General features: G+C 37.7%; 3 protein-coding genes. All 3 read left to right on the forward strand.

Annotation, left to right across the window (positions count from 1 at the left end):
• Nucleotides 1-131 precede the first annotated feature (131 nt).
• The 3 genes from IWB64_RS11095 (at nt 132) to IWB64_RS11105 (ending at nt 15,154) form a co-directional block, all read left to right on the forward strand.
• Nucleotides 132-4,451 carry a lamin tail domain-containing protein gene (locus tag IWB64_RS11095; protein WP_317171968.1) on the forward strand — a complete coding sequence of 1,440 codons (4,320 nt, stop codon included), beginning with the start codon at nt 132-134 and terminating at the stop codon, nt 4,449-4,451.
• Between the two features lie 341 nt (nt 4,452-4,792).
• Nucleotides 4,793-9,253, forward strand: coding sequence for a Calx-beta domain-containing protein (locus IWB64_RS11100; RefSeq protein WP_194534055.1), 4,461 nt, complete (start codon nt 4,793-4,795; stop codon nt 9,251-9,253).
• A 543-nt stretch (nt 9,254-9,796) separates the two neighbouring features.
• A complete protein-coding gene (locus tag IWB64_RS11105; protein ID WP_194534056.1) occupies nt 9,797-15,154 on the forward strand; it encodes a beta strand repeat-containing protein in 5,358 nt (1,785 codons plus the stop codon).
• Nucleotides 15,155-15,246 lie beyond the last annotated feature (92 nt).

The raw sequence follows: 15,246 nt of genomic DNA on the forward strand, positions 1-15,246 counted from the left end.
ATGTATAGCGTAATATTGTAACTGGGGAAAAGTGTTTTTAAACAAAAAGCACCTCCTATTATAATATAATCATTTACATGATTAGATTTTTACTAAAAACTAGCTTCGCTTTTAAAGTTATTTTATCAACTGTGATTATATTTTTAATGACAGTGGAATGCTTTGCCCAACCCTCTAATGATGATTATGCAAACGCAATAAATGTATCGTCCCTAATAAATACTTGTTCTGCTGATGCAGCTTACACTACAGTAGGTGCTACACCTGATTTAAATGCTGGAAGCAATTGGAACAATGGCGGTCCGCTACATAATGTATGGTTTAGTTTTGTTGCTACTACAAATCAGATAAATATTACTGTTGATATTGGTGGGACTAAAGGAAGCCAGGCTCGTACTCAGTTAGCGCTATGGGAAGCTGATGGTATTACTGAACTTACTAGTGATAATTACTACCCCGTTTTTACTGACGTTGACGTTGATGTGGACTATATAGGTTTAACCGTAGGAAATACCTATTATATCTCTGTAGATGGTTTTAATAATTCTTCTCCAGGTACATTTACGCTTTGTTTAAATGATGCAGTAAATTATGACTTTTACGAAGGGGCAATTGATGTAGATTATCTAATTAATAACTGTTCAAACGATGCTGAGTTTTCTACTGATGGAGCAACACCAGATAGAAATGCTGGCCTATATTGGGATAATAGTGGCCCAGTACAAAACCGCTGGTTTAAGTTTACGGCACCAAATACTGATCAGTTTAATGTAACTGTAGATATTGGTGATGTGGCAAACGGACCAAAAGGAAACCAGTATAGAACACAAATCGCCATTTGGGAAGCAGATGGTACTACCGAGGTGAGTAGTACAAGGTATTCAAGTCAATATGCAAATGTTACGCTTGGGGTTCCAGGATTAACTGCTGGAGATACGTATTATATTTCTATAGATGTTACCAGTGAATTTTCGGCAGGTACTTTTACCTTATGTCTAGATGCAAATGATAAGCAAGGCAATATTGTAATTAACGAAGTACTTTTTGACGAAACAAGTTCTGGAGCAGAAGGAAACGATGAATTTATAGAACTTTATAATGCAGGAATTACAGCTGTTGATTTAGCAGGGTGGAAATTGATGGATGGTAATTTATTTGTAGTTGATGAAATTGATTTTTCTGGGAGTATTACAGGTAATTCAGATCCATTTTTATTTAGTTGCAGTGGTTCGCAAATATGCTCAGGGTCTACCATATTACAACCGGGTGACTACGCGGTTATATGGGTTGGTTCTCAAAGTACATCAAAAAATGCACCCAATGCAACATTTCAGGCTTGGTTAGACAAAACATCAAAGCTGAACAATACTGGTGATGACATATGGTTGTATGATTCTAATACAACCTTGGTTGATTATATAGCTTATGGAACAAATAGTGGAATAAACCAACCACCACTTCCTGTTATCTGGAATACTAGTGTTCAAGCAACATTAGATAACGCAGGAGATGGACAATCCATAAGTTTAAGTCCAAACGGAGTTGATGGTGATAGTTCTGATTGCTGGGAGCCTACAACAAGTGCTCAAGCATCGGGTAGGTGTAGTGGTTATTTACCAACATATGATACCGATACCTCAGCAAGAATAGCAAGCCCTGGTGGAGATAATAATGATCCAGATACAGATAAAGATGGTATTTCAGATTCGGTAGATTTGGATGATGATAATGATGGTATTTTAGATGAAGACGAGTGTTTACGTACGTCAAATTTAGTCGGCAACGGAGATTTTTCAAATTGGATTTTCTATTCAGATGCTAATAACCCTGGTTGGACGGGTAGTGGAAACCAATGGAATTTAGACGCAAATAGAGCTTGGTTTCCTCAATGGAACGGAACCGGTACAGCATCATTCTACCAAACAATTAATGTATCTGCAGGCAGTGAAAATAGTATAACTTTTAATGTAGGTGCGAATACTAGTTACAATAACGAAGTTGCCTTAAATGTTTTAGTTGATGGCGCCACAATGTTCTCAGAAACATCAAACCAAATAGTAGCAACTAATGGGGGGCAATCTCAAAATGGGAACGCTACTTCAAATATGGTCTCAAGAACTTTTGTTTTTACTCCAGTATCAAATACAATTACATTAAGGTTTGATGGTATTTCTACATCAGGAAATCATGATATGATGTATGTTGATAATGTAATTTTAACTACGGGCTGTTCTGATTCAGATGGAGATGGTATTCTTAATGTTTTCGATTTAGATAGTGATAATGATGGCATTTACGATGTAGTAGAAGCCGGTCATGATGAAGGAACACATACCGATGGTAGATTAACAGAAGTTGTTGGCTCAGATGGTGTGCCTGATTCCGTTCAAGATGTAGGACAAGAGGATAGTGGTGTGGTGAATTATACAATAAGCGATTCAGATTCCGATAGTATGCCGGATTTTATTGAATTAGATAGTGATGGAGATGGTTGTAATGATGTAATAGAGGCTGGTTATAGCGAGAGTAGTACAATTTCAGGGGAATTGTCAGGAACGGGATATGACACAGTTACGGGAGTAGTTGTAGATAATTCAGACGGCTATACTACACCTTTGGATGAAAATGGTAATTCCGTTTATGATTATAGAGAATCTGGAGTTGCCCCAGCCATAACAAATCAGCCGGAAGATGTATATGTAGTACAAGGTGCCGATGCCACTTTCTTGGTAGAAGCTACTGGTGGCAATCTTAGGTATCAATGGCAACTTAGTATTGATAATGGACTCAGCTATACTGATATTTCAGGTGCAAACAATAGCAGTTATACTATAACCAATGTCCCTGGCTCGTTAGATGGCAATTACTATAGAGTGGTGGTTTCCGATTTGTCTTTTAGCTGTATTTCAAGAACCTCGGAAAGTGCTATTCTAATTATTTTACTCGATAATGATAATGATGGTATTGCCAATGCTAATGACTTAGATGATGATAATGATGGTATTCCAGATGAAGATGAATTAAGTTCGGCTGCTAATAATTCACAGAGTGATTGTACAGGAGAAACCTTATTAGATTTCAGTGCAACAGCAAGCTTAGTTTCTGGTACTGCACTGCAACAAGGTGCAGTATATAGAATACCAAACATTACTACAGGCATTGATGCTTTGGTAACCATAGCTCAAACGAACAATGCAACGGTTGCTGCTTTAGATAATAATGACTCAGAAGCAAATGCATTTAGACCTCAGACTTCTTTCAATCTGGCCAACGTGGGAGATGTTGGTTATATTGAATATACTATCCGTTTTGTAAATAGTGGAGGTACTACACCGGCAGTGGTTGAAAAGTTCTTCATGAATTTTAATGATATTGATGGAAACAGTAATTATGCAGAGCAATCGTGGAGCGATAATCCAACGAACTATATTGTTTCCGATCCAACAGAACTCACCATGACCATAGATAACTCTTGGACGGTAGGTACGTCTGGAACAAATGAGTATGATGGTGCTGGCAATAGTAATCCAGAAGTGAATTTTGGTGTAAGTTATAACTCCAAATCAGAAGTTTCAATTCGTGTTGGTGTTGTCGCTAGATCGGCAGGAGCATCTGCTGGAGGTAGGCAACATAATATCGAATTTAGTTGTTTGACTAATTATGAAAACCCTACAGTGTACGGTGTTGACTCAGATTCTGACGGCATTCCTGATTATCTTGATTTAGATAGTGATAATGACGGTATTTATGATGCGGTAGAAGCGGGTCACAATAGTCCACATGTTAATGGTGTTGTGAGCGGAAATTATGGTGACAATGGTCTTGCTGATGTAGTTGAAACTTCCGCTGAAAGCGGAACTTTGAATTATAGTATAACTAATACTGATAGTGCTGAAAACCCAGATTTTTTAGATACGGATAGCGATAATGATGGGTGTAGTGATGCTAACGAAGCCTACGCAGATGCGAATGCGGATGGGGGAGATAATGAGTATTATGATATTGGATCGCCTCCAAGTATAGATGCAAATGGTCTCGTAACTGCAGCTTCCTATTCGGTTCCACAAGATATTGACGGTAATAGTAGCTATGATTATCAAGAAGCAGGTGCACCTACAATAACAGAACAACCTGCAGATATTTCTATATGCCCCGGATGTACTGGTAGTTTCACTATAGTTACAACAAATACGGATACATTTCAATGGCAGTTTTATAATGGCAGTAGTTGGGTAGATTTGACAGATACGGGTATTCATTCAGGCACAAATACAACTACTTTAACGATTACTAATGTTACTCCTTCCGATAATGGAAACCAGTATAGGGTTGTTATTTCAAGTTCAACTTTTATATGTGCGAGCGAGACATCCAATACCGCTATTTTAACAGTTGCCGCCACTTCAGTAATTACCAATAGAAGAATAACCTATCGAGTAAAAAAGAATTGATTTTTTTAGATAGAAACCTTCTTCAGTTTTTGATACTATTTCCGAGTGTAATACAATCGTTTTAGATTGGCCAAAACAATTTAAATTCTAAATAATAGCAGATGTTTTTTGGCTTTGCTGACTACAAATAGAGAGTTGTATTTTATCGATTAGGTGTGTGTTTTAGTAGTAATTCGGTTTTGTTTTATAAACAGTGACACTGCAAAACATACCAGTGGTACATACATTTTGCATTTACACAACAATTTTTTCAGTAGCCAGCTTGCTGCCAATACATTTGTGTGTTATTAAGTCTGTTCATGTAATACTCAGATTTTTAAAGTCATACATAGGAATTATAAATGCTCTTAAACCCTACTAAGTTTCTTTTTGTATTAATTGCGCTGCTGTTCTCATTTCAGCTGGTTGCACAGGAAACCTATTTGGATACTTTTACAAGCACTTTTTACGGAAGTAATGAAGGAACTCAAAATTTTAGTTCTGATTGGATAGAGCAAAATGATGACGGTAATGCCTGGGGTGGTCGTATACAAATTACTGGTGGTCAGTTACGTTTTAGAAATATGGATAGTAGTTATATCTATAGGTTTGTGCCTTTAGCAGGGGCTTCATCCGCTACCTTAACTTTAGATTATGATGCCAATTCTGCAGGAGGTGAGGCAATAGACGTGTATATATATAATGCAGATACTAATCAATGGGGTTTTGTTCAAAGAATTAATGGTGGAACAGGTTCGTTAACCTATAATTTAACGGCTGCCGAAATCGCTTCTAATCCTGCTATCATATTCTATCGTGGTGATACAAATTGGCAAAACAATGATACCATATTTATTGATAATGTTCAATTTTCTGCAACATTTGGTTCAGAAGTACTTGTTGATGACGTTACTGTAAATGAAAATGCTGGTACTGCAACCTTCACCGTAAGACATGGTGGTAGTGCTGCTAGCGGACCTTACAGTGTTAATTATACAACAACTAATATATCTGCAACCGCCGGTCAAGATTATACGGCATCAAGCGGCACCTTAAATTTTGATGGAACCATTTGGGATACGGAAACTATAACTATTTTTATAACCGATGACACCATATTTGAAGGCGATGAAACCTTTAGTTTTTCTTTCACTTCAACCTCAGATCCCAATGTAGATATTACAGATACGGCCATTGGTACAATTTTAGCTAATGATGCCTTAATTATTAACGATGGGGGCTCTGCAACTACTTGTGATGACATATTTTTAGATTCTGGTGGTATAAGTAATTATTCCGATAATGAAGATTTGGTGTATACCATCTGTCCTGATACTGCGGACAATTATACCCAGGTAAATTTTGACCAGTTTGATGTTATATCAGGTGATATTCTTTATGTGTATGATGGTAATAATACCGGAGCCACTTTAATAGGGCAATATGATAATGATAATGTACCAACACAAATTTTTGCAACCAATGCTAATGGATGTTTAACATTTAGGTTTACGTCTAACAACAACACTACTGGTAACGGTTGGCAAGCAACTGTTAGTTGTTCTCCTCCAGGACCAAAGATTGTGGTAGAAGATGTATACGTAGATGAAGACTCTGGTAGTGCTATTTTTACCGTGACCCATGTGCGTGACCGTCATGGCTATAGTTGGTTTTTTGGCTTTGTTGAAACTCCGTTTACCGTAGAGTATATGGTAAGTGATGGTACTGCAAATAATGGTAGTGATTATATTTCCGTAAACGGTACACTTACATTTACAGGAGAAGTGGGTAATGTTCAAACCTTTTCAGTACCTATCGTAGATGATGGAGTACCAGAGTTAGTAGAATTTTTTACTGTTGGATTTTCTGATGCAACAGCCCAATACGCCACTGTAGATTATAGTGACACTGCCAATGGTTATATAAATTCTCAAATTTTAGCCAATGATCCATTAACACTATTTCAAGAGTTTGATGGGTATTATGATTATTCTACAACAGGAGGTTCATTAAGAACAAATGATAACAATACGGATGCTTGTTCTATAACAACATCATCATCAAATACATTGATTGCGCCTATACCAAACACAGGTACTATTAAAAAGGCATATTTGTATTGGGCTCATTCAAGTACAGTAGTTGATGGTAGTGTAACTTTTGAAGGACAAACTGTTAATGCAAATTTTCAGTATCAAACAACACTTACCAATAGAAATTTTTATGGCTATGTTAGTGATGTCACAGATATTGTAGCGGGTGTAGCAGATCCGTCTACAAATGTTTTTGATTTTTCAGGTTTATCCGTAGATAACTCAAATACCTATTGTTCATCGGCAACTGTATTAGGAGGTTGGACACTATTTGTTTTTTATGAAGATCCTAATCTTCCTGCGGTAAACATTAACCTATATCAAGGTTTTGATGGTTTAAGCAATGATGGTAATTCATTTACACTGGATAGTTTTTATGCAATTGCCGGTGCAGGAGCAAAAGCTTCATTTTTATCATGGGAAGGAGATTCAACTTTAGATGGTAATAGCTCTGGTACTACTAATCCTAACGGGGAACGATTATCGATAACGAATCAGGCAAATCAAGATTTTACTTTATCCGGAGATGGTGGTCAAACAGGGAATAATGCATACAATTCTACCATGTATGATAATACTACAACACCAGATTATAATGTAAATACAACATATGGCGTTGATTTAGATACGTATGATATTTCTACTTATATCTCTCCTGGAGATTCTCAGGTAACTGCAAATGTAGATGTTGGTCAAGATTTCCTGATATCTGCGGCAGTGGTATTGAAGGTACCTTCTAATCTTATTGCGGGTACCGTTTTTGAAGATGTTAATTATGGTGGTGGTCAAGGTAGAAATATGACCGATGCCAATGGTGTGGGTATATCTAGCGCTATTGTAGAATTATACGAAAGCGATGGGACTTTTGTACGAAGAACAACTTCAAAAGTTAGTGGAGATTACAGTTTTGGAGGTATGGCAGATGGAGATTACTATGTAAAATTGGTAAACTCTACAGTAAGATCAAATAGGGATAGTGGTATTAACTGCACAACCTGTGTTCCTGTACAGACTTTTAGAACGTATGGCGAAGTTTCAAATATTATAGAGGTTTTAAATGAAATAGGTGGTGCAGACCCCACGGCTTTTAGTGATTCGGCATTAGGCGTATTTGATGATTCCCAAAGTTTATCTTTAGTTAGTATAGCCAGTAGTGGTGTTGCAAATATTGATTTTGGATATAATTTTAATACAATCGTAAACACGAATGTATTTGGTCAAGGTTCATTAGAACAATTTATTTTAAATAGTAATACATTAGGAGAAGCAGGTCTGGATATAGAATCTAATTCAATCTTTGACCCGGCCGCAGGAGAAGATGTCTCAATTTTCATGATACCACCCACAGGTGATTCTTTTGGCAGAACCGCAGATGTTAATTTCACAAATGGTTACTTTGATATTGAAATTTCTAAAAATGATCCTCTATCGGTAATAACAGGTAGTACTACCATTATAGATGGTAGAACGCAAACAGCATATTCTGGTGATACAAATACAGGTGTAGTGGGTTCAGGTGGTGATACGGTAGGTATTTCCAATGCTATATTACCAACATATGAAAGACCGGAAATTCAAGTTCATCGAGAAGATGGCGACGTTTTCATTAATGAGGGTGATAATGTGATCATAAGAAATTTAGCGATTTTTTCAGATAAGTCTTCAGCCATAGTTGTAGAAGATGGTTCAATAGAAATTACCCAGAATTTAATTGGCGTGAATGCATTAGGTAATAATTCGGGAGATATAGATGTTGGTGTAGAAAATAAAGATGGGCAAATTAATGTAAATGGAAATTATCTTGCAACAATTTTAGAATCAGCAGTATTAATAGATGGTGGTAGTTCAAGTTTAATTCAAAATAACCATTTTGAAAATAATGGTAGTTCACCATGTGATGACGCTATTTTACTGGAAGATGGTTCAGGTGTAGTTATTCAACAAAATCTAATAGAAGCATCAGCTTCCACTGCAATTGATGTAGAAGATAAAGTAACCGGTGTTGTAATAACAGAAAATTCCTTAACAACTTCAGGGCAAGATGGAGGTGATTGTCAAGGAAATCCACAACAAATGGCAATTAAGATAGAAAGTGATGATTCATCTATTTCTAATAATATTATTTATCAAAATGGTGGCGCAGGTATTGCAATTGTTGACGGTACATCAAATTTAATAAGTCAAAACTCCATTTACGCAAATGGTACGGCTGTTGATGCTTTGGGTATTGATTTAAATGATGATGGTGTAACAATCAATGATTCAGGAGATAGTGACAATGGTCCAAATGGCTTGTTGAACTTCCCCATAATTACTGGGGCGTATGTTTCAGGAACAAACTTGATAGTAGAAGGATGGTCAAGACCAGGAGCAACTATAGAGCTGTTTGCTACAGATATTAATGAAGGTACGGCAACTATTGGAGATAATACACTAGGATTGACATATGACTACGGAGAGGGGCAACGCTACCTTAATACTATGGTAGAAGGCTCTGCTTCAGATTTGGAATCAAACAGTACTACCTATACGGACGAAGACAATAACACAGACAATACTAATAAGTTTAAATTTAGTATTCCATTGCCTTCCGGTATATCGTTAGGAAAAACGATAACTACAACGGCAACTTTAGCCAACTCAACATCTGAATTTTCCCCATTAAGTACGGTCAAAGGCTATACCGTAATTACTAATAGAAGAATTACATATAGAGTAAAACCTAACTAGTATTTTCTTTTTGCTTGAGCTCGATTAAAGAGCTGAAATTATCTTCTAGGTCAATAAAAATTAATGTTACACTTAGTGTCAAAAAGGACGCATTTCAACGATTTTATTTTGAGGTGTATAGTTCGTAAGTCAGTTCTGTTATTGAACTTATCGACGAGCGACACAAGAAAAAAAAACACCAAGACCTCAGCTTTCTCTACCTATACAATAGGAATTAACACTTATACAACAATTATTTTCTGTTGCTAACTCTAAGGTTAATTTTGTAAAGTGTAATTGGATCATATTCAATCGAATTGATTCTACACAACCCAAAAACTGAATAACTTAACCAAATTTTGACATAGGTTTTTTTTAAAACCAAATGGCATTTAGGAAGTACCAACCTCCTCTTCACCATACCAAGAATGTACTCAAAAAGTACAATGTCCCGGGTAAGATTTCAGCTTTAATTTTAGTTTAAAATAGTTCGCTACTTGTAACGATTGTTCAAGTAGCTATGAAGAAATTTTGAACAATATGATTTTAAGTAAAGTAATGGTCATGAAAAGAATAATTACACTCTTAGTTTTCCTAATCTCCGGATTAACATTTGCACAGACTACGGTCAGTTTAGAAGACCAATGTAATTGCGAGGTGTTAAGCGGAACAGATGTTACCGCTCCAGGGTTACCTACTCCTGCAGGAGCGGATATTGGCGATATTTATGTCAATACCGATACTGGAACGATTTATTTCTGGGATGGCGATTCTTGGGAGTTGACCTCTTCCGATGACCAACAACTTCAAAATTTCACTTTTGATAATGTAAGTGGAGAACTTTCTCTTACACTCGAAAATGGAGGTACAGCAACAGTTACCCTTCCGGTAGAGACCATAACTACCTTAACGGGAACGGCTGCATTAGGAAATGCTATTGGTGTTTATGAAAATGAAAACGGTGATTTAGTTACGATCAATGAAACAATTACTACTATCAGTGATGCTGGTGATGGTAACATTACGCTAACCAATGAATCAGGAGCAACAGTAACCGTAGCCAAATCAGATATCACGGATTTAGGGGGCGGTGTATACCAGTTTACAAACGGTGATGGTACGGATGTGACAATAGATACCAATGGCATGTCAATAGACAATGTCATATTAGGTAATCGTATTGCAACGGTTAATGAGGCAGATGGTTCAACAACCGATATCAATGAAACAATTACGAATATTACCGGTACTTCAACTAGTGGAAATGAAATAGGTCTTTATGAAAAAGAAGACGGAACAACGGTTTCCATTCAAGAGAGCATCGTACGAATAGAGGAAAATAATGATGGTAACATCACTTTAGTAAATGAAGCCGGAAACAGTGTAACCGTAGCTAAATCAGATATCACGGATTTAGGTGGCGGTGTATACCAGTTTACAAACGGTGATGGTACGGATGTGACAATAGATACCAATGGCATGTCAATAGATAATGTCATATTAGGTAATCGTATTGCCACGGTTAATGAGGCAGATGGTTCAACCACGGATATCAATGAAACCATAACAAGTATTACCGGTACTTCAACTAGTGGAAATGAAATAGGTCTTTATGAAAAAGAAGACGGAACAACGGTTTCCATTCAAGAGAGCATCGTACGAATAGAGGATAATAATGACGGTAACATCACTTTAGTAAATGAGGCCGGAAACAGTGTAACCGTAGCCAAATCAGATATCACGGATTTAGGTGGCGGTATATACCAGTTTACAAACGGTGATGGTACAGATGTGACAATAGATACCAATGGCATGTCAATAGATAATGTCATATTAGGTAATCGTATTGCAACGGTTAATGAGGCAGATGGTTCTACCACGGATATCAATGAAACAATTACGAATATCACCGGTACTTCAACTAGTGGAAATGAAATAGGTCTTTATGAAAAAGAAGACGGTACAACGGTTTCTATCCAAGAGAGCATCGTACGAATAGAAGATAATAATGATGGTAACATCACTTTAGTAAATGAAGCCGGAAACAGTGTAACCGTAGCTAAATCAGATATCACGGATTTAGGTGGCGGTCTTTACCGATTCACCAATGGAGATGGAACCGATGTAGATATCAACACGAACGGCATTGCTATTACGGATGTTGTTGCCGGTAATTTAATTGCTACGGTAACACAAGCCGATGGAACGTTTACGGAAATAGACGAAACCATAACAAATATTACCGGTACTTCAACTAGTGGAAATGAAATAGGTCTTTATGAAAAGGAAGATGGAACAACGGTTTCCATTCAAGAGAGTATCGTACGAATAGAGGAAAATAATGATGGTAACATCACTTTAGTAAATGAAGCCGGAAACAGTGTAACCGTAGCCAAATCAGATATCACGGATTTAGGTGGAGGTGTATACCAGTTTACAAACGGTGATGGTACGGATGTTACCATTGACACCAATGGTATGTCAATAGATAATGTCATATTAGGTAATCGTATTGCAACGGTTAATGAGGCAGATGGTTCTACCACGGATATCAATGAAACCATAACAAATATTACCGGTACTTCAACTAGTGGAAATGAAATAGGTCTTTATGAAAAAGAAGACGGAACAACGGTTTCCATTCAAGAGAGCATCGTACGAATAGAGGATAATAATGACGGTAACATCACTTTAGTAAATGAGGCCGGAAACAGTGTAACCGTAGCCAAATCAGATATCACGGATTTAGGTGGCGGTCTTTACCGATTCACCAATGGAGATGGAACGGATGTTGACATTAACACGAACGGCATTGCTATTACGGATGTTGTTGCCGGTAATCTAATTGCCACGGTAACACAAGCCGATGGAACGTTTACAGAAATAGATGAAACGATTACAACATTGTCCACAGCTGATAGTGTAAACTATACCTATACATCAGAGAATGGAACGCCAACGAGTTTTGATGGTACTGATGACCAAGAAGCAACGGAAGTCAACTTGACGACTCCCTTAGATGTGGATGGTGATAGTGTAGATGAAATAACAGTGGAAGAAGCTATTATTGATTTGGCAGCCAACGCCAGCGATAATCAGAATTTAACCGGTGCAACTTTAAGTGAAACAAATCAACTTCAAATAGATATAGAAAGAGGCACCTCCACAAGTGTTGACTTATCATCACTTGTAGAAACAGTTATTGCTGGAACAGGTGCTATTTCAGTAGCTGATGACGGAAATGGAAACTATACGGTTACTTCTACCGATCCTGATGAAGATGAAACGAACGAACTTACTTTAATTGATAGTGGCGCACCAGTAGTAACACCATCAAATGCAGGGGTAACTTATGTTGATGATGTTGCGGGACAATTATATGTTTTTGACGGAACAACTTGGCAGCAAGTCGGAGGTAGTGCAGCACCAGATGCTGATCCAGACCCAAATAATGAATTACAGACACTTACTTCTACAGATGGATCGGTAACGCTAACACCTTCAGGTAATGATTATGATCTTTCTGTGGCTGTTGTAGATGGTACGGAAACAAAAGTTGAATCAGGTAATGCTAATGTTACGGTAAGTGGAGATGGTTCTACGGCCAGTCCATATCAAATCAGTAGTGTTGATTTAGATGAGCAAAATGCTACCGAAGTTCTTTTAGATGCGCCTTTTGATGTTGACGGAGATACGGTAAACGAAACTACAGTTCAAGAAGCATTAGAAGATTTAGCTACCAATGCTAGTGATAACCAACAGGTAAGTAGTGCAGTTGGAACACCAAACGAAACAGTAGATATCGATTTAGAACGAGGTGGTTCTACTACTATAAATATCCAGGATGCGGATTCAGATGCCACAAATGAGATTCAAGATGCCACGGAAGTAGCTTTGAATACTCCTTTTGATGTAGATGGAGATACAGTAAATGAAACTACAGTACAGGAAGCATTAGAAGATTTAGCTGCGAACGCAAGTGATAACCAACAAGTAAGTAGTGCAGTTGGGACACCAAACGAAACAGTGGATATCGATTTAGAAAGAGGTGGTTCTACTACTATAAATATTCAAGATGCCGATGCCGATGCCACAAATGAGATTCAAGATGCCACGGAAGTGCTTTTGAATACTCCTTTTGATGTTGACGGAGATACGGTAAACGAAACTACGGTACAAGAAGCGTTGGAAGATATAGCTGCCAATGCCAGTGATGATCAAACGTTAAGTACGGATGGTAATCCAGGAAATGTTAGTATATCAGAAGGAAATGCAATTAATTTAAATGTAGATGATGCCGATGCAAACGCATCAAACGAAATACAGACATTAACATCAACCGATGGTTCGGTAACATTAACACCTTCAGGTAATGATTATGACCTTTCTGTAGCTGTTGTAGACGGTACGGAAACAAAAGTTGAATCAGGAAATGCTAATGTTACGGTAAGTGGAGATGGTTCTACCGCCAGTCCTTATCAAATCAGTAGTGTTGATTTAGATGAGCAAAATGCTACCGAAGTTCTTTTAGATGCTCCTTTTGATGTTGACGGAGATACGGTAAACGAAACTACGGTACAGGAAGCTTTGGAAGATTTAGCTGCCAATGCTAGTGATAACCAACAGGTAAGTAGTGCCGTAGGAACACCAAACGAAACGGTAGATATCGATTTAGAACGAGGTGGTTCTACTACAATAAATATCCAAGATGCCGATGCGGACGTAACTAACGAACTTACTTTATTGGGTAATGGTTCTCCAACAGTTACACCAAGTAACAGTGGGGTTACTTATGTAGATGAGGTTGCGGGACAATTATATGTCTACGATGGTACTACATGGAATGCAGTAGGTGGTAATGCATCACCAGATTTAGATGGTGATCCAAATAATGAAATACAGATAATTACTTCTACGGATGGTTCTATTACAGTTTCTCCTTCTGGTAATGACTATAACCTTTCAGTTGCTGCAGCCGATGGTTCTGAAACTATTGTAAACGGAGCAGGCATCAACGTAGTATCTGGCTCTGGTACATCTACTGACCCATATTTGGTTACAGGTACTGAAGTTGATGGAGACATTACGAATGAAATACAGACATTAACATCAACAGATGGTTCGGTAACATTAACACCTTCAGGTAATGATTATGACCTTTCTGTAGCTGTTGTAGATGGTACGGAAACAAAAGTTGAATCAGGTAATGCTAATGTTACGGTAAGTGGAGATGGTTCTACGGCCAGTCCATATCAAATCAGTAGTATTGATTTAGATGAGCAAAATGCTACCGAAGTTCTTTTAGATGCGCCTTTTGATGTTGACGGAGATACGGTAAACGAAACTACAGTTCAAGAAGCATTAGAAGATTTAGCTACCAATGCTAGTGATAACCAACAGGTAAGTAGTGCAGTTGGAACACCAAACGAAACAGTAGATATCGATTTAGAACGAGGTGGTTCTACTACTATAAATATCCAGGATGCGGATTCAGATGCCACAAATGAGATTCAAGATGCCACGGAAGTAGCTTTGAATACTCCTTTTGATGTAGATGGAGATACAGTAAATGAAACTACAGTACAGGAAGCATTAGAAGATTTAGCTGCGAACGCAAGTGATAACCAACAAGTAAGTAGTGCAGTTGGAACGCCAAACGAAACCGTAGATATCGATTTAGAACGAGGTGGTTCTACTACAATAAATATCCAGGATGCCGATGCCGATGCTACAAACGAAATACAGGCATTAACATCAACCGATGGTTCGGTAACATTAACACCGTCAGGAGATGATTATGACTTATCTGTCGCTGCTGCCGATGGTTCCGAAACAGAAGTAACCGGAGCGGGAATCAATACAGTAAGCGGAGACATTAACATCAACCGATGGTTCGGTAACATTAACACCGTCAGGAGATGATTATGACTTATCTGTCGCTGCTGCCGATGGTTCCGAAACAGAAGTAACCGGAGCGGGAATCAATACAGTAAGCGGAGATGGAACTTCAGCCA

Source organism: Zobellia nedashkovskayae (assembly GCF_015330125.1).
GTDB classification, from domain to species: Bacteria; Bacteroidota; Bacteroidia; order Flavobacteriales; family Flavobacteriaceae; genus Zobellia; species Zobellia nedashkovskayae.

Excerpts from the sequence above, each read along its gene's own strand:
- IWB64_RS11105 (WP_194534056.1), top strand. The coding sequence starts at position 9,797 with ATGAAAAGAATAATTACACTCTTAGTTTTCCTAATCTCCGGATTAACA.
- IWB64_RS11100 (WP_194534055.1), top strand. The coding sequence starts at position 4,793 with ATGCTCTTAAACCCTACTAAGTTTCTTTTTGTATTAATTGCGCTGCTG.